Genomic DNA, 22,263 nt, shown 5'->3' on the forward strand with positions numbered 1-22,263 from the left:
ACACGCTTTAGGAATTCGCCGCAGCGATTGAAGATCCGATACGCTCTATGATGAACTCCATGAACAGCCGCGTTTTGGGGTCTTGCATGCGGCGGTGGGTGAACAGACACGCCATCTGAATAGGTTCAGGCGGCGTTTCTGTGGCCACCGGAACCAGATTTCCGGCCTTGAGGTGCTGTGCGATCTCAAAGATCGGCTTGAGCGCGATCCCGTGACCCGCAAGGGCCCAATCCGTCAACACATCCCCATCGTCCGATTCATAGCGACCAGAGACACGGAATCGCTTTGGCCCCGTTTGAGTTCTTAGAAGCCATTGAAACTCGGTCGCGCCCGGGAAGCGCAGGTTGAGGCATTCATGATTGTCGGCGATCAAATCATCGCCACTTGCCGGCATCCCGCGTTTCTTGATGTATTTCGGCGAGGCGCACAGAACCCTTTCCACATCGGCGATTTTGCGAATGCGCAAATTACTGTCCTCGGGCTGCCCTAGGAAAAACGCAAGATCCAGTCCTTCTGTTGTTAGATCGACTTTGCGATCTGTCAGCCTCAGCCTGACATTGACCTCGGGGTACTCGGCCAGAAACTTTGGAACCTGTGGCGCGATCAGCCTGCGACCCACTCCTAACGGCGCAGCCACGTAGAGAGATCCTTTTAGGTTCTCCGTAATATTGACAATCTGTGCCTCGGCGTTTTCGACGGCCTCAAGGATCTCAGCAGCCCCCCGATAGAAGGATTGCCCCTGTTCCGTCGGCGTCAGGCTGCGCGTCGTGCGTTGAAAAAGCCGCACGCCCAGATGCTCCTCCAGTTGCGATATACGCGCCGAGGTGACAGCCGGAGAAACCCTCAGATCACGGCCTGCGGCCGACATGCTGCCCAACTCGTAGACTCGGACAAAGGTTCTGATGTTATCTAGATAGGACATTTTTTTGCATTTTTTGATACTGCTTGGTCTTTGCTAGCAATACCAGAACAAAGCAGTCTCGCATAGAGTGAGCGGAAGCAAAGAATCTTAGGAGCAAACCTATGTATGATCTGGCCGTAATGTGGGAGTGGATCGCCTTTTCGGTCCGCTGGCTGCACGTGATCACAGCGATGGCATGGATTGGGGCATCTTTCTACTTTATCGCATTGGACCTGATGCTTAAGCCAAACCCTGCGCTGCCGGATGGGGCCTATGGCGAGGAATGGGAGGTCCATGGCGGCGGGTTTTACCACACCGTAAAATACCTGGTGGCGCCCGCCCGGATGCCCGAGCATCTGACCTGGCACAAATGGCAAAGCTACACGACATGGCTATCTGGTGCAGCGCTCCTGATGATCATTTACTGGGTCGGAGGAGAGCTGTTCCTACTAGACCCGACCAAGGTCGATCTGGCGCTGTGGCAGGGAATTCTGATCTCTGGCGGGTCACTGACCATTGGTTGGTTGCTCTATGACCAAATGTGCAAATCCAAGCTGAGCGATCATCCCACTTTTCTGATGCTGTTGTTGTTCGTGATCCTGGTGATCATGTCCTGGGGCTACAACCAGATATTCACCGGACGGGCCGCGCTGCTGCATCTTGGGGCGTTTACAGCAACGATCATGACAGCCAATGTGTTCTTTCAGATCATGCCGAACCAGCGCATCGTGGTCGCAGACCTCAAGGCCGGTCGGACCCCGGATGCGAAGTACGGAAAGATTGCCAAGGTACGTTCGACGCACAACAACTATCTGACCTTGCCGGTCGTGTTCCTGATGCTGTCGAACCACTACCCGCTGGCCTTCGGCACTGAGTATTCATGGATCATTGCAAGCCTGATCTTCCTGACCGGGGTCACCATTCGCCACTATTTCAACACGATGCATGCGACCGGAACAGGCCCCCATTGGACCTGGGCAGTCACGGTCCTTTTGATGATCGTGATTGCATGGCTGTCCTCCGTCCGGTCCGGCGAGACATGGGAAGAGGCCGAAGCGCGCGAGCTGACACCTTATGAACAGAAATTCGCCTCGGCCGAGGGGTTCGAGGCCGCTTATGACACGGTCCTGGGCAACTGTTCCATGTGTCATGCGCGCGAGCCGGTTTATGGCACAATGAAATGGGCGCCCAAGAAGGTCTATCTTGAAACGCCCGGAGATGTCGCCCGTCAGGCTGATCAAATCTATCTGCAGGCCGGGATCAGCCACGCAATGCCGCCGCCAGCTGCGGTTCAAATGGATGACGAAGCCCGTCAGACTATCATCGCATGGGTGCGTGAAGTAAGAGGCCATTAAGCCCCGACTTGTAGCAGGTGAAACAGGACCCTCCTGCTGGTTTATCCAAAGAACCTTTTGCTGTGTTTCGCGATGTGTTCGACGAACAGGCGTATTTTAGGATCCTGAAGTTTCTTGTGCGGATAGAGGCAGCCGAAGATGGTCGGCAATGGCGGTGTCGAGGGCAGAACCTCGACCAGTTGGCCTGACACGAGATACTCTTTCACATCAAAGCGCGGTTTGTTGACGATCCCCTTGCCCGCCAAGGCCCAGTCCGTCAGGACATCGCCGTCATCCGCATCATACTTGCCCCGAACCTCAAGCTTGCGCGGACCCATATCGGTATTCAGGGTCCAGAAATACTCGGGCGATCTGGGGTAGCGCAGCAGCAGGCAATTGTGCTGAGAGTGCAATAGGTCATCCGGCGTTTTGGGCACACCAAAGTTTGACAGATATTCGGGCGAGGCACATAGCAGCCGATCACAATCCGCGAATTTCCGCAGCTTCATGGAGGAATCGCCCGGCTCTCCGATAAAGAACGCAATATCCAGACCATCGGCCATCATGTCCACTTTGCGGTCGGACAGGCGCATGCGGATCTCGGTCTCTGGATAACGCTCCGAGAAATCCGGCACCAGCGGCGCAACGATTCTGCGCCCAACCCCCAGCGGCGCTGTTATGCGGATTGCGCCGCGAGGGGCGTCCGAAAAACTGGCGACGCGCGCCTCGGCGTGGTCCAACGCCAGCAAAACGGCCTTGGCCTCATCATAGAAAACCTCGCCGACCTCTGTTGCCGTCATCGAGCGGGTTGTTCTGTTGAACAGGCGCACGCCCAGATGGTTCTCCAGCTCTTTCAGACGTTTGCTTGCCACCGCGGGTGTCAGCCGCAGGTCACGGCCGCCGGACGTGATGCTGCCCAGCTCCATCACCCTAACGAAGACCCGCAAGCTTTCGATGTATGACATTCATTCCTCCCACTTCGGGAAGACTGCGACGGTGGGATTTCTTTTTCAACGTTTTGTTGAAAGTATTTGTCATTTCCGACGATTTTAAGACTCAATCTCTGACTCTATGGTCCTGCGGCGACCCACCCGAAGGCAGGTGTAGAGGGAGATTAGCATGACGCCGCGCACTGACATCCGATTTGTCCTGAATGGCAAGGATGTATCTGTTCCAGACGTATCAGCCGACCAGACTCTTCTGGATTTTCTACGTCTCGAACGACGACTGACCGGCACCAAGGAAGGCTGCGCCGAAGGCGATTGCGGTGCATGTACCGTGCTTGTCGGGCGGCTTGGACGGACAGGTCTTTCCTATGCCCCAGTGAATGCATGCATTCGGTTCCTCGCTTCTTTGGACGGCTGCCATGTCTTAACGGTTGAGTATCTGTCCGGCCCCGACGGTCGCCTTCATCCGGTACAGCAAGCCATGGTTGATCATCACGGCAGCCAGTGCGGGTTCTGCACGCCGGGCTTCGTCATGGCGCTCTACGCGCTGTGGATGCAAACGCCCGAGCCAACGGAAACGCAGGTCGAAACCGCGTTGCAGGGCAATTTGTGCCGCTGCACCGGGTATGAGCCGATCATTCGGGCGGCTGTTGCTGTCAGCCGCTACGGCACCCCGGCCTCGGATCACCTGAACACCGAACGCGAGGATATGACCGCGCGTCTGGCGGCGTTGAAAGACGGGCGGCGCGTCGTCTCTGGACCGCAGGACAATCTGAGCATCCTTCCCTCCAGCGCGGATGATCTGGCCGAGTGCCTGCAGACTTACCCAGAGGCCACTATCGTCGCGGGCGCAACGGATGTGGGCCTTTGGGTCACGAAATTCCTGCGCAAAATCGGACCGGCGATCTTTACTGGACATCTCGAAGACCTAAAAACGGTCGAAAATCAGGGCCAGCACCTGCTGATCGGTGCAGGTGCCAGCTACACTGATTGCCAAGACCTGCTGTCTGAGCACCTACCGCACCTGACCTCATACTGGGATCGCATCGCCGGGTGGCAGGTACGCAATATGGGCACAGTGGGTGGCAACATCGCAAACGGCTCTCCCATCGGGGACACTCCACCTGTGCTGATCGCGCTTGGAGCGGAAATCACGCTACGCCGAGGGTCCGACGTCCGGACAATGCCACTGGACGCGTTCTTCATCGACTACGGCAAACAGGATCGCCAACCGGACGAATTTGTCGAAAGCATCCGCGTTCCCCTGCCCCAGCCAAAGGACCTGAACGCCGCCTACAAGATCTCGAAGCGCCGCGATGAGGATATCTCATCGGTGGCGGCAGGCATTCATATGTCGGTTGAAGATGGCATTATAAGCGACGCCCGCATCGCCATGGGTGGCATGGCCGCGACGCCAAAGCGCGCGTCTGCTGCCGAGGCTGCTCTGAACGGTCAGCCCTGGTCGCGGGAAAGTTTCGAAGCGGCGGCAACTGCGCTGTCTCAGGATTTCTCGCCCCTGACCGATTGGCGAGCCTCGTCCGACTATCGGATGCTGACGGCCCAGAACCTGCTGCGTCGGTTCTTCCTCGAACATGACGCCCAGACAGACACCCCCGTTCAACTGGCTTGTGCTTAACAAGGAGACGACACAATGAAAGACACCGTTTCCATCGTTGGGGCAGCCCACACCGACGTCAACCACGACAGCGCGATCAAGCATGTTACCGGAGGGGCTGACTACACCGACGATATCGCCCTGCCTCAAAGCGCGCTGCACGCCTATCTTGGCGTGTCCGACGTGGCCCATGCCAAACTGCTTGGCATCGATTTTGCGAAGGTTCTAGCGACACCCGGCGTTGTTGGGGTTCTGACGGCAGATGACGTGCCCGGGATCAATGACATCAGCCCGACCCATCTGAACGACGAGCCGGTTTTCCCGACCGATACCATGCAGTTTCACGGCCAACCCCTGTTCGCCGTCATAGCCGAGACCCGCGACATCGCACGCCGCGCCGCCGCGCTGGCAGAGGTCGAATACGAACCCCTGCCCCATGCGCTCGACCCGATTGAGGCCCAGAACGCCGGCTACCCGCATGTCACCGCCCCCCTCAAGCTGGAGCGAGGGGATGTTGCCCCGGCTCAGGCTGCGGCCCCCAATCGGATTAAGGGCCGGATGCGCGTTGGCGGTCAGGATCACATGTATCTTGAGGGTCACATCGCCTTTGCCATTCCGGGCGAGGATGATGATGTGGTCGTGCATTGTTCGACTCAGCATCCGTCTGAGGCGCAGCATATGGTGGCCCATGTGCTTGGGGTGCCGTCCAACGCCGTTGTGGTCAATGTCCGCCGCATGGGTGGTGGCTTTGGCGGCAAGGAAAGCCAAATGAACCTGTTCTGCGTTGTGGCCGCAATGGCCGCGAAAAAGTGGAACCGCGCCGTCAAGATCAGGCCCGACCGGGATCAGGACATGACGGCGACCGGCAAACGCCATGATTTTGTGATCGACTATGACGTGGCCTTTGACGATGCGGGGCGCATACAGGCTGTCGAAAGCAGCTTTGCCGCCCGGTGCGGGTTCTCGGCGGATCTGTCGGGGCCTGTGACCGACCGGGCGCTGTTTCATGCAGATAACGCCTATTTCTACCCGAATGTGCGCCTGCGCAGCCATCCGATGAAAACCAACACGGTCTCAAACACTGCATTCCGCGGCTTTGGCGGGCCGCAGGGTGTGATCGCGGCGGAAAGGATGATCGAAGAGATTGCCTATGCCACGGGACAGGACCCTCTGGATGTGCGCAAGGCCAATTTCTATGGCACCGAAGACCGGAATGTGACGCCCTATCATCAGGTGGTCGAAGACAGCATTCTGGACCGGCTAATTGGAGAGCTGGAGGAGACCTCGGACTACCGCCAGCGTCGTCAGGACATCATCGCCTTCAACAAAACTTCTCCGATCCTGAAAAAGGGTATCGCGCTGACGCCGGTGAAATTCGGCATCTCGTTCACAGCAACGTGGTACAATCAGGCCGGCGCGCTCGTGCACGTCTACAAAGACGGTTCGATCCATCTTAACCACGGCGGCACCGAAATGGGGCAAGGCCTCAACACCAAGGTCGCGCAGGTGGTGGCTGAGGCCTTTCAGGTTGATTTCAACCGGATCAAGATCACGAAGACCACGACCGAGAAGGTCCCGAACACATCCGCCACTGCAGCTTCCAGCGGTACCGACCTCAATGGAATGGCCGCGTTGAACGCGGTTGAGCAGATCAAGGAACGGCTGGTGAAATTCGCCTCGAAAACATGGGATGTGAGCCCTGAGCAGGTGATCTTTCTCGCCAATCATGTTCATATCGGCGAAGAGGTTCTGCCCTTCGATGCCTTCATAAAAAAGGCCTATCTAGCGCGTGTGCAGCTGTCGGCAGCCGGGTTCTACAAAACCCCCAAAATCCACTGGGATCGTGACAAGGGACAAGGCCGTCCGTTCTACTACTATGCCTATGGGGCATCCTGTTCGGAAGTGACCATAGATACCCTGACCGGAGAATACCGGGTCGACCGCACGGATGTGCTGCACGATGTCGGACGCTCATTGAATCCCGTTCTCGATAAAGGTCAGGTTGAAGGGGCCTTTGTTCAGGGCATGGGCTGGCTGACCACCGAGGAGCTTTGGTGGGATGATGCCGGTTGCCTGCGCACCCATGCTCCGTCGACATACAAGATCCCGTTGGCCTCGGACCGCCCGCGTGTCTTCAATGTCAAACTCGCCGATTGGTCGGAAAACCGAGAGTTGACGATCAAACGCTCCAAAGCCGTGGGCGAGCCGCCCTTCATGCTGGGTATTTCGGTGTTCGAGGCCCTGTCGATGGCCGTGGCATCCGTCGCCGACTACCGGGAATGTCCGCGCCTGGACGCCCCGGCCACGCCCGAGCGGGTCCTCATGGCCGTTGCTCGCCTGCAAAACGGTGCCTAAACGATGCCTGCCGCGCAGTCCCTGAAGACGTTTCTGGCCGAACAAAGCAGCGTGATCCGCATCGCGCTAACGCGTGTGCGCGGGTCTTCGCCGCGCAACGAAGGGACTGAGATGTTCGTAGCGCCAAGCGCGCTTTGGGGGACGATCGGAGGTGGGCAATTGGAGTTCATGGCCATCAACGCTGCGCGGGATATGCTGCGAGACGGGTCGCTTCACCGAGATATGGATGTGCCGCTCGGGGCCGAAATTGGCCAATGCTGCGGGGGACGGGTCGAATTGCAACTGATCCGCATGCGGTCCTCAGACAAGGAGGCTGCAACCGACCGGGCGGCGCTGCGCGAAAACGCCTTGCCACATGTCTACGTGATGGGGGCGGGTCATGTGGGGCGCGCACTTGCGGATCTTTTTCAGCACTTGCCTGTGCGCTGCATCCTTGTCGACACACGGGCCGAGGAAATTGATCTCTGCACTGCGGATGTTGAAACCCGGCTGAGTGCAATCCCCGAAGCCGAAATCCTCAGCGCGCCCGCAGGCAGCGCCTTTATTGTCCTGACCCATGACCACGGGTTTGATTTCCTGCTGACCACCACCGCGCTTGAACGTCAGGACGCGGCCTATGTTGGCATGATCGGTTCCGCAACCAAGCGGATCAAGCTGAGGAACTGGGCATACAAACAGTGTGACGGACAATCCATCGAACATTTGAGATGCCCCATCGGGGCAAGCGGTAGCCGCGACAAGCGGCCCAGCGTCATCGCCGCCTTCGTGGTGGCCGAGGTGATGGCTGAACTGACCTCTGAAACTGCCGCGACCGCCCCAACCGGGGCAACCAAGGCGCCCCATGCGGGCCAACATCACGACCGGAGAGGGAGATCCGCCTGACATCCATCAGGCAATTCCGGTCCTATCAGAGGAGGAGACCGTCATGGACGGGAGGACCTACGAATACAAGCTGTTTACCCGCAGCGACTTCAGCGCTTTCTGGGCGCTTTTTACGGATAACCTAGTGAACCTGCTGATCCTGTCCGGGGTCTGTCAGTTCGTGTTCCAGATGCCAACCGAGATCGTCTTTGGCCGCATCGTACCCGGTGCCGCCATAGCAATCCTGGCTGGTGTCGGAGTTTATACGTTTCTCGCCAAATGGGCGGCCACCAGGAAGGGTGAAGATGTCACCGCCCTGCCCTACGGTATCTCGACGCCGGTCATGTTCGTCTATCTTTTCGGCGTGATCGGACCCATTTACTGGGCCACCAACGACCCGATGCTGGCCTGGCAGGTAGGTATTGGCGCGGGCTTCATGGGAGGGATCGTTGCAGCCCTTGGGGCGTTTGTGGGTCCCTACCTCAAGCGGATTACCCCGCGCGCCGGGATGCTCGGCACGCTTTGCGGCATTGCGCTGGTCTTTATCGGCTCCGTCCCCCTGGCCGAGGTGTTTGAGAACCCGATTATCGGTTTTACCTCGTTGCTGTTCATCCTTTGGGGTCTGATCGGGCGGTTCCGCCTTCCGGGCAACGTGCCTGCCGGTCTGGCCGCGATTGCGGCGGGCACGGTGATTGCCATCATCCTTGGTGAATCGAAAATCGACACAAGCGGCATCGGCTTCTACCCTCCAATCCCCTATTTCGGCGACCTCATCGCAGGTGTGCAGTACCTGTTCGCCAACCCTGAGCTGTTTCTGGTGCTCATCCCGGTGCAGATATACAACTTCATCGAAACCATGAACAACGTGGAATCCGCCGAGGCCGCGGGCGATCACTACCCGGTCGGGCTATGCCAGGTAACGGATGGCGCGGGCACGATGTTAGGCGCGCTGTTTGGCTCTCCGTTCCCGACGACCGTTTATATCGGTCATCCGGCCTACAAGCGGCTTGATGCACATGCGGGCTACATCGTGGGTGTGGCCGTCGTGATCGCGGCTGCCGCTTTCCTTGGTTTCCTATCCTTCCTCGCGGGCCTGATCCCGATTGCGGCTGCGGCGCCTGTTCTGGTCTTTGTCTCGGTCAGCCTGATCACCAACACGGCCTGGGCGGTGAAGCCGACGCACATGGCTGCGGTTTCCTTCGCGATACTGCCTCATATCTCGGCCTTCCTGATGGTCAAATGGGGTTCGCTGATGAACGCGCTGCGCAGCAGCGGTGTCGAAGGCCTGCCTGCGCTGGGTGACGAAGGCCTGACGGCTGCGCTGTTGATGGAGGGTGCCCATTACGAAGGACATCTGGCGCTAAGCCAGGGTGCGATCATCACCGGTCTGATCTGGGGGGCCATTGTGGCCGACGTGATTGACGGCCGGTTCCGCATGGCAGGGGCGTTTGCCGTCGCTGGCGGGCTTATGTCGGCGGTGGGGATCATCCACTCTTACACGCTGCAGATGCCACAGTTCGACGGGATTACCATCGGCTATCTGATCGTCGGCGGGTTCCTCTACCTCTACCCGATGCTCGCCCCGAAAGAGGATCTTGAGCATCGCGTGATCGTTCCAGATGAGCCCGATCTCATCGACGACGACACACCTGCGCAACAGGCCTGACCCGTGGCGGGGCAGCCTCAGGGCTGCCCCACTGCCCGTTTCCCACGACATACGAGACATTCCATGACACAGAGATTGCTGCGCGGTCGTCTGCTGACCTTTCATCGCGAACCACAAAACGGCGACGACGCCGGCGCCTATACCTATCTTGAGGACGGCGCGCTGCTGATCCGGGACGGGATCATTCAGGACACCGGCCCATTCTCAGCGATTAGCGTGAAGGCCGGAGATGTGCCCGTAACGGACCATCGCCCTCATCTGATGATGGCGGGATTCATCGACACCCATATCCACTTCCCTCAAGTGCAGGTCATTGCCTCGTGGGGCGCGCAGCTATTGGACTGGCTCAACACCTACACATTCCCAGAAGAAACCCGCTTTGCCTCGGATGGGCACTGCGCGACCATGGCGCGGGCGTTGTATGACCAGCTGATTGCGCATGGCACCACGACGGCGGTTGCCTATTGCTCGGTCCACAAAACCTCGGCTGACGCTTTCTTTACCGAGGCGACTAGACGAAACATGCGCATGTTGGGTGGGAAGGTCCTTATGGACCGCAACGCGCCTGAGGCGCTGCAGGATACGGCGCAATCCGGATATGACGACACCAAGGCCCTGATCGCCGACTGGCATGGCAAAGGGCGCAATGGCTATGTCATCACGCCTCGGTTTGCGATCACCTCAACCCCGGACCAGATGGCGATGGCCCAGGCGCTGGCGCAAGAGCATCCCGACTGCCACATCCAGACACACCTGTCGGAAAACAAGGACGAGATCGCCTTCACCAGACAACTCTACCCGCAAGCCCGGGACTATCTGGATGTCTATCAGTCCTACGGTCTGCTGGGACGAAAAACCCTACTCGGACACTCCATCCATCTTGAACCGCGCGAGATCGACGCGCTGGCCGAAACCGGCGCGCATCCCGTGTTCTGCCCGACCTCGAACCTGTTTCTAGGTAGCGGCCTGTTTGATCATGCCGGGCTGAGCGCGCGCGGAATCGCCAATGGGATCGCAACGGATGTTGGTGCTGGCACCAGCTATTCAATGCTGCAAACCCTGAACGAAGGTTACAAAGTCCTGCAATTGCAAGGGACAGCCCTGCTCCCTTTGCAAGCATTCCATTGGGCAACCCTCGGCAATGCCTGCGTTCTGGGCCTCGAAGACAAAATCGGTACGCTCGCCTCGGGAAGCGAAGCGGACGTCGTTGTTCTAAACGCACGCAGTACCCCGGCCATGGCCCTTCGAATGGACCGGGTGGACAGCCTGTCACAAGAACTGTTCGTCCTGCAGATGATGGGAGACGACCGCGCGATTGAGGAAGTCTATGTGTCGGGAACACCCAGTAAGGTTGCACGGCCGCAACCTGAACGAGCCAAAGTCCCTGCCTAGCGGCACCCGAAGCGCGGGCCCATTGCCAGCCCGCGGCGGTCTTTAGTTGAAAACCCGGATAGTCAACTTAGGCGATCCGGGCCAAACCCTGCAAAACCGCGCGACCAGGCCACTTACCGCACAAGGCAAATAACGCTGGGTTCCTATGGTGCCCAATAAATCCTTCAAGCCCCCATGACGAGCCGATCTGTGATCAGTCATTCCAAACATAGAGTGGAAAAGCAGTTGACGGTATTTTCTTCTGCGAATTGGCACATGATATTAGAGTGTTAGGTCAGAATGTGGGTCTGCAAGGAGGTTTGATTTTCCGCAGGAACCACTACCGATCCCTCACCCTAAGGTGCACGGCTTGGACTTGATTGCTTCGTTTCTGCCTAAATTTGTCTCAACCCCGAGCCTACTCCTCAAACTTCAAGGCGATGGTTTTTTGCGTCGCAACGCTTTGACAACACAGGATGAGTCCTTTCGAGATATCGTCGTCTTCGAGCGCAACTCGGTTCCGCATATGGACGGCCCCTTCGGTAAGGCGGGCAACACAGGCACCACAAACACCGGACTGGCAACTGTATGGTGGGTTCAAGCCTTTCGCTTGAGCAGCTTCCAGTATGGTTTGACCCGCAGCCACTGGTACATCATGCCATGCACCATGCAGATTTATTCGGGCTGTCGCCGCGACCCCTGACGTGCTGAGATCGGGATTGAAATCGCCACCAAAGCTTTCCGTGTGAATGCGATCGTCAGGCACGTCCAAATTCTTGAGCGCTTCCCGCAGGTCCGTGTTCATGCTGCCCGGACCGCAGATCCAGTATTGCGTGTCCTGCGCTACAGGTGGGGTCTCGGCAATAGCGGCCTGAACGGCGTTTGCATCCAACCGACCCGTGCGCCAAGGGCTGAACCAACTGAACAAGGAGGGGTGTGACAGAACATGGCGCACAGAAAAGCGTTTTGGGTATCGCGCTTGGATCTGCTCCAACTCGTCCCGAAAAATGATGCTGTTCGCGTTGGTGTTGCCGAAAACCAAATGCGCGACGGAATGCGGCTCTGCCGTCAAAACGGCATTGATCATCGCGTATAGGGGCGTGATACCACTGCCCGCGCCAAAGAAATAGTGCGTGCGGCGTTTCACGGCTCCGGGCGTCAGGGTGAACTGTCCAAAAGGGGGCATGACTTCGATGATATCCCCTACCGACAGAGCATCACCGATATGGTTCGACACGATCCCGTCTTTCATACGTTTCACTGTGATGCGCAGTGCGGATCCAGGAGGGTTTGAGATGGTGTAGCTGCGCCTATGTTCTTTTCCTTCGATCAGAAATCTGACCGTCAGATGTTGCCCCGCCGTCCACTGAAACAGATCAGCCAATGTAGTAGGGACATCAAGAGTGACGCTTGTGGCTGCTCCGCCGATTTCTATGCGGATGTCAGATACGGTTAACGGATAAAAGTTGCGCTGCATTAGATCACCCAATCACCGGTAGTCATAGGTTGTGGTCAATGACCGGATCACCATCCCGCCAAGGTAAGGTTCAAAGACAAACTCATCTGTTTGACGCATTTTGCCGGAATATCCCTGCCAATCATATTCAACATCCGTAAACGCGGTTATGTGGTGGACCTCATCTTCATTGCGGGTGGTTATTTTAGGCTTGGATCGCTCAGTTTCCTTGTAGTCCGCCAGATCCTTCGGGAGTTCAGCATCGGTAGCGGCCGCCACATCTCCCAAACGGTAAGTGAAGACATCATCTTCCTGCTCGGTACCGTATTTGAGGACGATCCGGTGTGTGGCTTCGGGATGCCAACTGTCCCACGTAGCCAGAAGGCCATCTTCGTCTTGAACCGCCAGGACACGGGCAGAGATCTCTTCAGGCGTGTCTGCTTGCGCTGTCAGCACCAAAGCCGACGCGATTACCACGCCTGTCAGGGTAGCTTGAACGGGCGTCATTAGTGATCTCCGCGTTGTTCAATCATCCTTCATGAACTCCAACACGGCTTTCTGGTGCTGTGTAATCGGGTTTTCACCAATACCGGCCGGGCCGATTTCCAAGTAAGGGCTTTTCAGGGACTTCTGCTGTTGTTCGCAGGCATAGATATCCTCGGTCGTGAAGTCTCCGGATGCCATCGGATCATCTTCGCCTGCGACATCGGCCCCTTGATACTTGGCACTGCCAAAGTCCTTCCAAAAACCCCAGCTTTTCCGCTGTTGTTTCTGAAACGCCCAATCAGATTCATTGGCCAGTTTCGTGCGATTTTCGATGCGCGTCAGGTCCGGCGCCAGTGGCGTGATGATAAACAGGTTCCAGCTTTCCTCACTGGCCCCGATACCAATGCCCGGAAAGAGCATTGGAACCCACGCGCCGACATGGGGTTTTGGGATCGCGCGCGGCATCGGCAGGTTCGCCTCATGATCCTTGGCGTACTCCGCGGACGGAGGCTCCCAAAAGTGATAGTGCGGCCCCTTCCACCCGTATTCTGCCTTGGCATGATCATACATGTGCAGTGTGTTCGAGTGCAGGTGGCTCAGGTGATAGACGTCGATGTAATTCTCGACAACGATCTTCCAATTGGCCTTGATCTCATAGGTGTTCCGGCCTTCAGCGTACTCTACCAGTTCCTCGGGCTTGTGCGGGCCAAGGAATGGATCGACCTCGCCGAACCATTCCGCAAGCGTGGGCGCATTCGGATCGGGATGAACGAACAGCATACCGCGCCAGACGTCTACGCTGGCCGGTTTGAGGCCAAGGCAGGATTTATCGACACCACCGGGAAATTCGGACGCCTCATCGGGGACGGAGATCAGGTTGCCTTCCAGATCATAGGTCCAATCGTGGTAGGGACATGTAAGCGCTTTTTGCGTCTTGCCGACCGCGCGGATCAGCTGTGTCCCGCGATGGCGGCATATATTGTGAAAGGCCCGCAGCCGGTGATCGCGCCCCATGACGACAAACAGGTTGTTCAAACCTGCCTGCACCGACAGATAGTGCCCGGGGCCTTCGATATCTTCAACCAGTCCCGCAAAACGCCAGGTGCGTGAGAAGATTTGTTGTTGTTCTCGGTCGAACCAATCCTGCGAGGTATAAGCTTCGACAGGCAGGTGATGATACATTTTGGTCATCTTTTTCCCTCAGGTCATCAGATGGGCGTGTTGCGGAAAAAGGCTGGCGGCGAGCATCATCAATCCCGACAATGCCCAGAGGCAGACTATGGACCAGAAAAGAACTGGGTCGTCGTCTCGGTTGATCTCGAACACCAGAAAGGTCTGACCATTCAGGATGGTCGGAATGGTCCACCACAGGAAGAGCAGCCCCCAGACCCAGTAGTAACCCAGGACAGCTGCAGCCAACAGTACAGGCATAGCTATATAGTTCGCGGTTCTGGCGTGGCTCATCGCTCGGCCTCCAGCGTAGAGGCCAGCAAAGAAGCCGCCAGTTTCAATTCCGCGCGCCAGACTTTGGGTGGCTCGAGTGGCGACAGGGCATCCATGCTGACAAAGATTGCGGAAATACCCTGAGTCACGGCACGAATGCTTGCATCCGGCGCGTTAGGTGCGGCGCGCTTCAGGACATCCTCAACCACATCAAAGAAATCACTTAGGCTGTCCATAAGATCCTGCCGCAATTCGGGGCGATCCGGAACAACTGTCACCAGCGCCTGATACGCCAGCATCAACCGCGGATCAGTTCCGCTGTTTTCGGCAAAAAGAGCGTTCACAAGATCGGTTGGCGTTGCTCTATCTGGCAGGGCGTGTCGCAGGCCGTCCAGTGACATAGCAAAGCCTTCAAGGGTGTACTCGGCAAGTGCGGTAATCATTTCGTCCTTGTTGCCAAGATAGTGGCGCAGCAGGGGGCGTTTGACGCCAGCTTCCTCTGCGATCCGTTCCTGGGTCGCGCCGTCAAGGCCGAACCGCGCCACACATGTTAGGTACGCATCCAGGATTTCCTGAGATCGTTGGTCTTTCAGCGATGGTCTTGGCATTGCGGCCTCATAAATTGTCACTAATGACAAATAATGACTAAAGGTTATTTGTCAACCATGACAATTTAACTTTTTGATCAGCGCGTGAAAAGAAACTGAATTTCGGAAGGGCTAAAGTGAGGGGCCAGCCTCATCATCTGCGGTCGCTCGTGCGGCACCCCGCACCTCAGCTTTTTCAACAGGACCGCAAGCCGGTTCAGGAAAGCAAGGTCAGCCCAGGCAAACGGACCGCAGAACGCCGTCACAACGACTCGATGTTCCCCAAAAGAATAGAGGTCATATCCACCGCAATTGAACCGTTTTGGACAGTAACATCCATCTGAGTGTCATAGGTCACCGCATTTCGCGTTGTCCCTGAGAGGTCGGCATCTGCGTCCAGAAAAACCCATTTCGCGGGATAGGGTGAGGTTTGTCCGACCGCCGCCTGTAGGATGGAAAGCGCGTCCAGGGCGTTAACGGCTCCGTCCTGGGTGATATCTGCGGCAATCAGGTTTTCTGGAGCGGCTGGTCCCCATGTCGGATCCAAACCAACCGAGATGCGCAGAACCTGCAACGCATCCAGAGCGTTAACCCGTCCGCTCGCTGTTGAATAGGTTTTGACGACCTCCAGCTCTCCGACCAACGTCCCGTTCGGAACGTTCAGATCGAAGCGTCCGGTCTCATCCGTGGTTGCGGTTACGGTGCCGCCTCCGGTCGGAGTGAACTTGATCTCGGCATCTGCAAGAGCCGGATTGGCGGTCTCGGAATCGACGCGCACGCGGCCCTGAATGCCGTCCGAGCTTGCAGGCTCCAACCCGCCGAACGTACCGAAATCCACCGGAATGTGGTCTGGTCCACCGAACCCGGAGCCAAAAACCTCTTCTTTCGTCAATGACGCACCGGTTGAGGAAATTACGTGGACGACCTCATTCAGATACTGGATGTCGGCCCCTTGGGATGTGGCGGTAAAGGTCAATTGATCGGGGGTACGCAGCAGCAGATAGTCGAACATGTCCAATCGATCAGTGCCGGCTTCGAAATCCGTTATTGTCGTGGGATCGCTGCCATATTGCATGATGAAGATATCGGCCCCTGCCCCGCCTGTCAGTGTCGTCTCACTGCTACTTGCAATGAGGACGTCATCTCCCTCCCCGCCAGACAGTTGGGCATCCAGAACCCCCGCGCTGAGCATGTCGTCCTGCGCCGTGCCCATAACCGCCCCGCTACCGTCCAGGACGACGCCAAGATTTGCCAAAGAAAAGCTCAGCTGCGTCAGTCCGGGATCCTGCTGCGACGTAGCCAGGACCTGAAGCTCATCACCGATATGGGCGAGGCTGAGGGTCTGGACGTTCCTCAACCCACTATCCAACGTGTCGGCAAAGCTATCCAGATAGATCAGCTTTCCATTCGGGGTCAACGTGAACAGGCTGACGCCATCGTCGGACCCGCCCGCCACGATGAACGCACGGCCATTCACCTCGATCACCGACAGATCCTGCACGGATTCAAACCGGGTATTCAACGTATCAAGAACATGATCCTTGGGGATCAACCGACCATCGCTGCGCAATCCCATAACGCTGAGGGAATTGCTGCCCGATCCCGCCACGATGACCCAGGATTGCCCATAGGCCTCGACCACCTCAATCGCCGTGGGCGTAGAGATTCCCATCGTTGAAACAGCGGCACTGTTGTCCAGAGCGCTGAGGCTGCCGTCGCTTGCGGAAACATCAAATACGGAGATTTCACTATTCACAGCATTTGTGGTGATCACGAATTGCTCGGTTCCAACCTTCGCAGCATGCATCGAATCGGCTTGACCAGAGACCAGCGACACAACCGAAAGCGTGCCGTCTGGATTGACCGCATAGCTGCCGATCTGATCGGTATCTTCATGTGCAAGAGTCAGATAGCTCTGCCCTCCGACGGCCAGCTGCGCCATCGCCGAGATGTCTCCGCCACCGACGAGCGTTCCGGTTTCCTGAAGATCTCCAAAGGTGCCATCCTCGTTCAGAGTATACCCCACCAAACCCGTTGCATTGTTGACATCAAGGGCCAGTTGGTCCTCTGCGCCCAGTGTGATGGGGACGCCTGTCCGGCCCACTTGATACAGGATCGGACCGCTATGATAGACCGTATCCACCAGCTGCGGCCCAGCCCCTTCGGTGAGGCGCCAGGCGGCAACGCCACCGAACGGACCGGTGACGGAATAGAGATACGTATCCCCGTTAAACGTTTTTAAAGCCGTATCGCCGATACCTGAATCGAGCGCCGGGCTTCCCGTTGCAACCACAGTTTCGAATTGAAGCATTACTTTGATCACCCCCAATGCCACCCCTGGCAATGACCTGAGGATGATCTGATGCCCAGACCGAAACAAAAGCGGGAATGTGGTGAAAACGAGGAGTTCGGCTTCAGTTTAACTCAATTTTTCCAGGTTCGCCCGCGGTGGGAACCGGAAGGCAAGACAGATGAACAAAGCGTCATGTCGGGAACGGCCTTCCCAGGATCGCGGACACCAAATCTGAGGGGCAAGACGATGAAGACACCTGAGCGCCATACTGAAACGCCAGCCGATCTTTCAGGGGCAGACCGCGATCGCCACAAGCGTTCGTGGATCGAGCGCAAACTGCGCAAACTGTCCGGGCGCGGCATTGCGGGCGGTTTGGTGTCGACCTTGCTGACCCTTCCGGCTTTTGCGCAGGCGACGGTCGAGGAACTCTATGCGTTCCAATTCGCGGATACGATCCCGGGTGTGAAATCAGCAAAGCTCATGGACAATGGGGATGTTCTGCTGAAAATGCTCGATGGGCGCACGATGGTTGTTGCGGCTGAACATGTTCAGGTCCTTGAAAGCGGCTCGATCATGATCGCCGAGGCGATGGTTTATCAGATCGTCGAATTCAGCGCCGTCGCCGAGGCCGGAGCCGCCTCAGCGGCAGGTGGTCTGGGCGGCATGGGTGCTGCGGCGGCGGGTCTTGGTCTCGCCGGCGCGGCCGCAGCAGGTGGCGGCGGTGGAGGCGGTGGGGACGATCCAGCCCCTACTCCAAATTTCCCTACGCTGAATCTGGCAGAGCTGCAGGCCACCTCCCTCAATAGCACTCTGACCAACGCAACTGCGCCGGACGATGCGACCTCGGTCGAGGTTACAATCGGCTCCGTGACCAAAACCGTGACACCGGATTCCGAGGGGAACTGGACCGTCACCCTTACAGCGCCCGAGGCAAGCGCCATGGCCCAAGGTCAATCCACGGTGACTGTCCGAATGCTCGATACCTTCGGGGACCAGATCTCCGCATCGACGGCAACCGTGGTCGTAGACACCATCCCACCAACGCTCAGCATTGACAGTTTCTCGGATGGGGCCGTCATGAACGCCGCCGAACAGGGAACGGATCTTGTCGTAAGTGGCGCAACAGATGCCGAAAATGGGCAGTCGGTTAGCGTCTCTCTGAATGGCCAGACGTATACCGGTACGGTGTCCAAAGGCCAATGGTCAGCAACCGTACCTGTCGCCGATCTGGCGGCGCTGGCGGATGGAGCAACCATAAGCGTCACAGCCGATGTCTCGGACCGCGCTGGCAATCCGGCCGTTCAAGCCAGCAACAGTTTTGATACAGACTTCACGGCCCCAACCCTCACGCTCGATCCGGTTGGCGGAGGGTCCATTGACCTTATTGATGTAACCGGCGATCTGACCTTGACCGGGGCAACTTCAGCCGAGGACAATCAAACTGTAACGCTTGTATTGGACGGGCAGTCCTTTACCGGCACGACGCTGGGCGGCAGTTGGTCTGTCACCATTCCCAACGCAGATCTTGCCGGGTTGACGACGGGCACTCCGGCAGAAATCAGTGTTTCGCTCGCGGATGCGGCTGGCAACCCAGCGACCACCATGACGGCAACGGTGCCTGTTGACCTCTCGGGTCCATCCATCGCCATTTCGCCCTTATCCGTAAGTGACATCCTGAACGCTGCCGAGGTCGCTTCAGATTTGACCATTTCAGGCACAACAGGAAATGTTGGCGACAACCAGCAGGTTTCCGTCACGCTGAACGGCCAGACCTATACGGACCTCGTTTCGGGTGGCACCTGGAGCGTAACCGTCCCGACAGCCGATCTGGCGGCTCTGTCCGATGGCGGCGATTTTACGATAACAGCCAATGTGTCTGACGCGGACGGGCTGGCTGCGCCTCAAGCAACAGCGCAATTGGCCAAGGATGTTAGCGCTCCGACAGTCACCATCGACAGTTTCTCGGACGGTGCCGTCATGAATGCGGTAGAGCGAGGAACGGATCTGACCATTTCGGGTTCCACCACAGCTGAAGACGATCAAACCGTAACCGTTGGCATGAATGGGCTAACCTACACCGCCGAGGCCTCGGGCGGGGCGTGGACCGTAACGGTGCCAGCCGCTGATCTGGCACTCTTCGCAGACGGAGCAACGATTGCCGTGACGGCAGATGTCTCAGACATCGCCGAAAACCCGGCTGTTCAGGCGACAGGCAGCTTCGATACAGATTTCACTGATCCAACCATCGCGATCACGGGTGTTTCGGACGGCTCGATCATGAACGCCGCCGAACGGACAACGGATCTGACCATTTCAGGCACAAGCGATGCAGGCGTAGGGGCTGTCGTGTCCATCACGATCGCACGCGCCGACGGCACGGTTGACGTCACCGACACAACAACCGTAACCGGTGGCAATTGGACATTGGTGACAAATGCGTCCGATCTTTTGGGGCTTCAGGATCAGGAAAGCTATACCATCACCGCGACCGTGGCTGATGCAGCTGGAAACACGTCCAAAACCACACTGGGTTTTTCAACTGATTTTGCGGCACCCAGCATTACCCTCGATCCTCTGTCCATCGGAGCAGTTCTTGATGTCGTGGAGCGTGGGCAGGACCTGACGGTTTCAGGCACAACAACGGCGGACAACGAAGACACCGTGACCATCACCTTGGGCGGCGAGACCTATACAGCTACCGCAATGAACGGGAGTTGGAGTGCGGATATTCCAACCAGCGATCTCGCAGCCTTGGCCGACAGCACAAGCTTTCAGGTCTCGGCATCGGTTGAAGACGCTGCTGGCAATACCTCCAACGCGGCAACAGGTTCCTTCTCAACCGATTTCCGGCCCACCCTGAGCCTCGATTCGATTGGAACAAATGGGGCGATCTCTCTTGCCGATGTGCAAAGTTCCGGGGCTACAATTAGCGGTTCTTCGGTCGGTTTGGCCGCTGGGCAGACGGTTGATATCCTGTTGGGCAGTACATCCGTTGGCACCGCAATCGTCGCCGCAAATGGAACATGGTCTGCGCCTATCGCAGCCTCCGCTTTTGCCGGCACGACGGCCGGGACGGATCTGAGCTTCTCGGCAGAAGCAACAGTATCGGGAGGGCCTGACCCCCTTCCGGTGAGTGCTGACGCCACAGCTCATACGCCCGCAGCCTATGTCATCTCGGAAGTCGGCAGAAGCGGCTCAACCGTCCAGTTCGCGGTTTATTCGGAAGCCGACCGTGATCTGTCGAGCGGGTTATTTGTAGACATGCGTTTAGAGTTCGACTCCGCTCAGGTCACCTTTGACAGCGGCTCCATCATATTCAACGGGCAATTGCCTCTTGCCATGAACGCAGCCAACCCCAGTTTCGTCAATTTCGCCGGAGCCACACTCAGTTTCTCCGACATTTCGGCCCCTCTCGTGCAGTTTTCCGTCGACATTCAGGACATCAATCAACCCTTTGAGCTGAAGATCGTCACGCCAAACGGAGGCGACTCTGTCTACCAATCAGGGACGACCACTGACGATGTCATAGGTGCAAGCAATGTGGACACGATCATCAGGGGGGGTGATGGCGACGATACGATTGACCTGAAAGAGGCAGGCCGAGACATTGTTGTGTTCGAAGCAGACCCTGCAATCAATGGCACGGATACCATCACGGGGTTCAGTACCGGAACTGCAACGGAAGTCGCAGATGCCCTGATGTTCAGGGGCCTCGACGTCGCCACGTTGCGAGGCACGGGAACGGACGTGGAATTCCTGAGCCAAGGCGGCAATCCGGGAATAGATACAGGCTTCATCGGCTTTACGACCATCCTCAGCGACCTCACGGCCAGCACCATTGAATTGGCATTGGAGAGCCTGGTCGGAGCGCAGGCCGGAGACGAGATCTATGCCCTGACAACCGATGGAACCGACGCCAAGCTCGTCAAAGCCAGCTTCTCTGCATCAGACGACGTCACTGTTGATACGCTCGCCGTGTTCGATGGTCTGAATGATCTGAGCAGCCTGAGTGCAGACAATATCCTGCATACCGATCCCACAGGTGCCACCGCCTAGTCCTTTTCTAGGATTGGCCGAGAGTTTGGAAGGCAGCCATGTCAAAAACCCACCTCAAACCCCTCTCATTCCAGAGGTATGGTCACAAGTTCTGGAAACGCTTCACCTCATTCGACCATACAAGGCACGTGACCGAATGTTCAGTTGTTGCGGCAGAAGTTTTCCCCGTAGCGGCTGCTTTCCCGCTTGTGTTCCGCAAAACGGAGGGCCGGGTAGAGCCGGTCGCAGTGTTTTCCCTGACAGACGAGGCCGAAAACCCATTTGTGTCTGAAACAGGCGGATGGTTGGCACCCTACTTGCCCTCTGCGATGAGGTGCCCGCCTTTCGATGCCGAACCAATACCAAGAGGTGGGCAGGTCAAGGACGCTCAATTCCAGTTGTTGGTCGACGAGACCCTTGGCTTAATCAGTGATGACCCCAGAGATGAGGCCTTCTACCGTGACACAGGAGCGCTTTCTTCCAATCTTGAAGCCTTAGTGACGTTCTTCCAAGGTCGAATGTCGTCCGCGCAAACCACAAAGGCCATTTGTGATGTACTTTTGGAAATGAACTTGTTGGACCCACTCACCCAATACGAGAGCTGCATTTTGCCAAGGGGCTGGTGGGGTATCTCGACCGATCGGTTGAACAGTTTGACAAACAAGCAGCTGGCCACACTGACGGCTTTTGGCGCTCTGCGGCTAGTCCACGCGCATCAAATCTCGCTGTCTCACATACCTTGGTTGACCCAAGTACAATCACGAATGACACATGATCCGGGTTCAATGGATGCTGAGCGGAAGGCCAATGCCGAAGGCTTCTTATCTGCATTGGCCGATGCGCAAACGAGCGAAACCTCTTGGGGCCAGAATTCGGAGATACACGCTTGTGCCCGATAACCCCTGGTCGCCAT

Annotated in this window: 16 protein-coding genes; 8 read left to right on the top strand and 8 right to left on the bottom strand. The window is 57.4% G+C overall.

The annotated features are described in order from the left end of the window. Positions 1-7 precede the first annotated feature (7 nt). A complete protein-coding gene (locus ACXAH8_RS14430) occupies positions 8-922 on the bottom strand; it encodes a LysR family transcriptional regulator (RefSeq protein WP_475219500.1) in 915 nt (304 codons plus the stop codon). Between the two features lie 101 nt (positions 923-1,023). Here ACXAH8_RS14430 and ACXAH8_RS14435 point away from each other — a divergent pair, with 101 nt between their 5' ends. Beyond that, positions 1,024-2,256 carry a urate hydroxylase PuuD gene (locus ACXAH8_RS14435; protein WP_475219502.1) on the top strand — a complete coding sequence of 411 codons (1,233 nt, stop codon included), beginning with the start codon at positions 1,024-1,026 and terminating at the stop codon, positions 2,254-2,256. 41 nt (positions 2,257-2,297) lie between these two features. Here ACXAH8_RS14435 and ACXAH8_RS14440 read toward each other — a convergent pair whose 3' ends face one another. Further along, the gene (locus tag ACXAH8_RS14440) at positions 2,298-3,200 is read right to left on the bottom strand and encodes a LysR family transcriptional regulator (protein WP_475219504.1); all 903 of its coding nucleotides are present in this window, start codon (positions 3,198-3,200) and stop codon (positions 2,298-2,300) included. A gap of 154 nt (positions 3,201-3,354) precedes the next feature. Here ACXAH8_RS14440 and xdhA point away from each other — a divergent pair, with 154 nt between their 5' ends. The 5 genes from xdhA (at position 3,355) to guaD (ending at position 11,071) form a co-directional block, all read left to right on the top strand. Beyond that, positions 3,355-4,818, top strand: coding sequence for a xanthine dehydrogenase small subunit (gene xdhA, locus ACXAH8_RS14445; RefSeq protein ID WP_475219506.1), 1,464 nt, complete (start codon positions 3,355-3,357; stop codon positions 4,816-4,818). Between the two features lie 15 nt (positions 4,819-4,833). Further along, positions 4,834-7,152: a xanthine dehydrogenase molybdopterin binding subunit gene (gene xdhB / locus ACXAH8_RS14450; RefSeq protein ID WP_475219508.1), complete on the top strand. Its 2,319-nt coding sequence runs from the start codon at positions 4,834-4,836 to the stop codon at positions 7,150-7,152. 3 nt (positions 7,153-7,155) lie between these two features. Further along, positions 7,156-8,034, top strand: coding sequence for a xanthine dehydrogenase accessory protein XdhC (xdhC, locus tag ACXAH8_RS14455; protein ID WP_475219510.1), 879 nt, complete (start codon positions 7,156-7,158; stop codon positions 8,032-8,034). A 43-nt stretch (positions 8,035-8,077) separates the two neighbouring features. Then, positions 8,078-9,679 (top strand): xanthine/uracil/vitamin C permease, encoded by a 1,602-nt coding sequence (locus tag ACXAH8_RS14460; protein ID WP_475219512.1) that lies wholly within the window; start codon positions 8,078-8,080, stop codon positions 9,677-9,679. 63 nt (positions 9,680-9,742) lie between these two features. Further along, positions 9,743-11,071, top strand: a complete 1,329-nt coding sequence (gene guaD / locus ACXAH8_RS14465; protein ID WP_475219515.1) for a guanine deaminase — start codon at positions 9,743-9,745, stop codon at positions 11,069-11,071. A 397-nt stretch (positions 11,072-11,468) separates the two neighbouring features. On the opposite strand, the gene ACXAH8_RS14470 is transcribed toward guaD, so the two are convergent. The 6 genes from ACXAH8_RS14470 to ACXAH8_RS14495 form a co-directional block, all read right to left on the bottom strand. Then, positions 11,469-12,527 (bottom strand): 2Fe-2S iron-sulfur cluster-binding protein, encoded by a 1,059-nt coding sequence (locus tag ACXAH8_RS14470; protein ID WP_475219516.1) that lies wholly within the window; start codon positions 12,525-12,527, stop codon positions 11,469-11,471. A 12-nt stretch (positions 12,528-12,539) separates the two neighbouring features. Further along, positions 12,540-13,013 carry a hypothetical protein gene (locus ACXAH8_RS14475; protein WP_475219518.1) on the bottom strand — a complete coding sequence of 158 codons (474 nt, stop codon included), beginning with the start codon at positions 13,011-13,013 and terminating at the stop codon, positions 12,540-12,542. Positions 13,014-13,031: 18 nt separating this feature from the next. After that, positions 13,032-14,183 (bottom strand): aromatic ring-hydroxylating oxygenase subunit alpha, encoded by a 1,152-nt coding sequence (locus tag ACXAH8_RS14480; RefSeq protein ID WP_475219521.1) that lies wholly within the window; start codon positions 14,181-14,183, stop codon positions 13,032-13,034. Between the two features lie 9 nt (positions 14,184-14,192). Then, the gene (locus ACXAH8_RS14485) at positions 14,193-14,456 is read right to left on the bottom strand and encodes a hypothetical protein (RefSeq protein ID WP_475219523.1); all 264 of its coding nucleotides are present in this window, start codon (positions 14,454-14,456) and stop codon (positions 14,193-14,195) included. Next, positions 14,453-15,043, bottom strand: coding sequence for a TetR/AcrR family transcriptional regulator (locus tag ACXAH8_RS14490; RefSeq protein ID WP_475219525.1), 591 nt, complete (start codon positions 15,041-15,043; stop codon positions 14,453-14,455). Before ACXAH8_RS14490 ends, ACXAH8_RS14485 begins: the two co-directional genes overlap by 4 nt. Before the next feature lie 241 nt (positions 15,044-15,284). Next, complete coding sequence (locus ACXAH8_RS14495; protein ID WP_475219527.1) at positions 15,285-17,333, bottom strand: dockerin type I domain-containing protein; 2,049 nt, start codon at positions 17,331-17,333, stop codon at positions 15,285-15,287. 228 nt (positions 17,334-17,561) lie between these two features. Here ACXAH8_RS14495 and ACXAH8_RS14500 point away from each other — a divergent pair, with 228 nt between their 5' ends. Both ACXAH8_RS14500 and ACXAH8_RS14505 read left to right on the top strand, forming a co-directional pair. Then, positions 17,562-21,371 carry a beta strand repeat-containing protein gene (locus tag ACXAH8_RS14500; protein ID WP_475219529.1) on the top strand — a complete coding sequence of 1,270 codons (3,810 nt, stop codon included), beginning with the start codon at positions 17,562-17,564 and terminating at the stop codon, positions 21,369-21,371. A 38-nt stretch (positions 21,372-21,409) separates the two neighbouring features. After that, positions 21,410-22,249, top strand: a complete 840-nt coding sequence (locus ACXAH8_RS14505; RefSeq protein WP_475219531.1) for a SapC family protein — start codon at positions 21,410-21,412, stop codon at positions 22,247-22,249. Positions 22,250-22,263: the final 14 nt, after the last annotated feature.

It is taken from the genome of Ruegeria sp. ABV3_008, assembly GCF_056161185.1.

Coding starts and splice junctions, on each gene's coding strand:
- ACXAH8_RS14430 (WP_475219500.1), bottom strand. CDS start 922: ATGTCCTATCTAGATAACATCAGAACCTTTGTCCGAGTCTACGAGTTG.
- ACXAH8_RS14435 (WP_475219502.1), top strand. CDS start 1,024: ATGTATGATCTGGCCGTAATGTGGGAGTGGATCGCCTTTTCGGTCCGC.
- ACXAH8_RS14440 (WP_475219504.1), bottom strand. CDS start 3,200: ATGTCATACATCGAAAGCTTGCGGGTCTTCGTTAGGGTGATGGAGCTG.
- xdhA (WP_475219506.1), top strand. CDS start 3,355: ATGACGCCGCGCACTGACATCCGATTTGTCCTGAATGGCAAGGATGTA.
- xdhB (WP_475219508.1), top strand. CDS start 4,834: ATGAAAGACACCGTTTCCATCGTTGGGGCAGCCCACACCGACGTCAAC.
- xdhC (WP_475219510.1), top strand. CDS start 7,156: ATGCCTGCCGCGCAGTCCCTGAAGACGTTTCTGGCCGAACAAAGCAGC.
- ACXAH8_RS14460 (WP_475219512.1), top strand. CDS start 8,078: ATGGACGGGAGGACCTACGAATACAAGCTGTTTACCCGCAGCGACTTC.
- guaD (WP_475219515.1), top strand. CDS start 9,743: ATGACACAGAGATTGCTGCGCGGTCGTCTGCTGACCTTTCATCGCGAA.
- ACXAH8_RS14470 (WP_475219516.1), bottom strand. CDS start 12,527: ATGCAGCGCAACTTTTATCCGTTAACCGTATCTGACATCCGCATAGAA.
- ACXAH8_RS14475 (WP_475219518.1), bottom strand. CDS start 13,013: ATGACGCCCGTTCAAGCTACCCTGACAGGCGTGGTAATCGCGTCGGCT.
- ACXAH8_RS14480 (WP_475219521.1), bottom strand. CDS start 14,183: ATGACCAAAATGTATCATCACCTGCCTGTCGAAGCTTATACCTCGCAG.
- ACXAH8_RS14485 (WP_475219523.1), bottom strand. CDS start 14,456: ATGAGCCACGCCAGAACCGCGAACTATATAGCTATGCCTGTACTGTTG.
- ACXAH8_RS14490 (WP_475219525.1), bottom strand. CDS start 15,043: ATGCCAAGACCATCGCTGAAAGACCAACGATCTCAGGAAATCCTGGAT.
- ACXAH8_RS14495 (WP_475219527.1), bottom strand. CDS start 17,333: ATGCTTCAATTCGAAACTGTGGTTGCAACGGGAAGCCCGGCGCTCGAT.
- ACXAH8_RS14500 (WP_475219529.1), top strand. CDS start 17,562: ATGAAGACACCTGAGCGCCATACTGAAACGCCAGCCGATCTTTCAGGG.
- ACXAH8_RS14505 (WP_475219531.1), top strand. CDS start 21,410: ATGTCAAAAACCCACCTCAAACCCCTCTCATTCCAGAGGTATGGTCAC.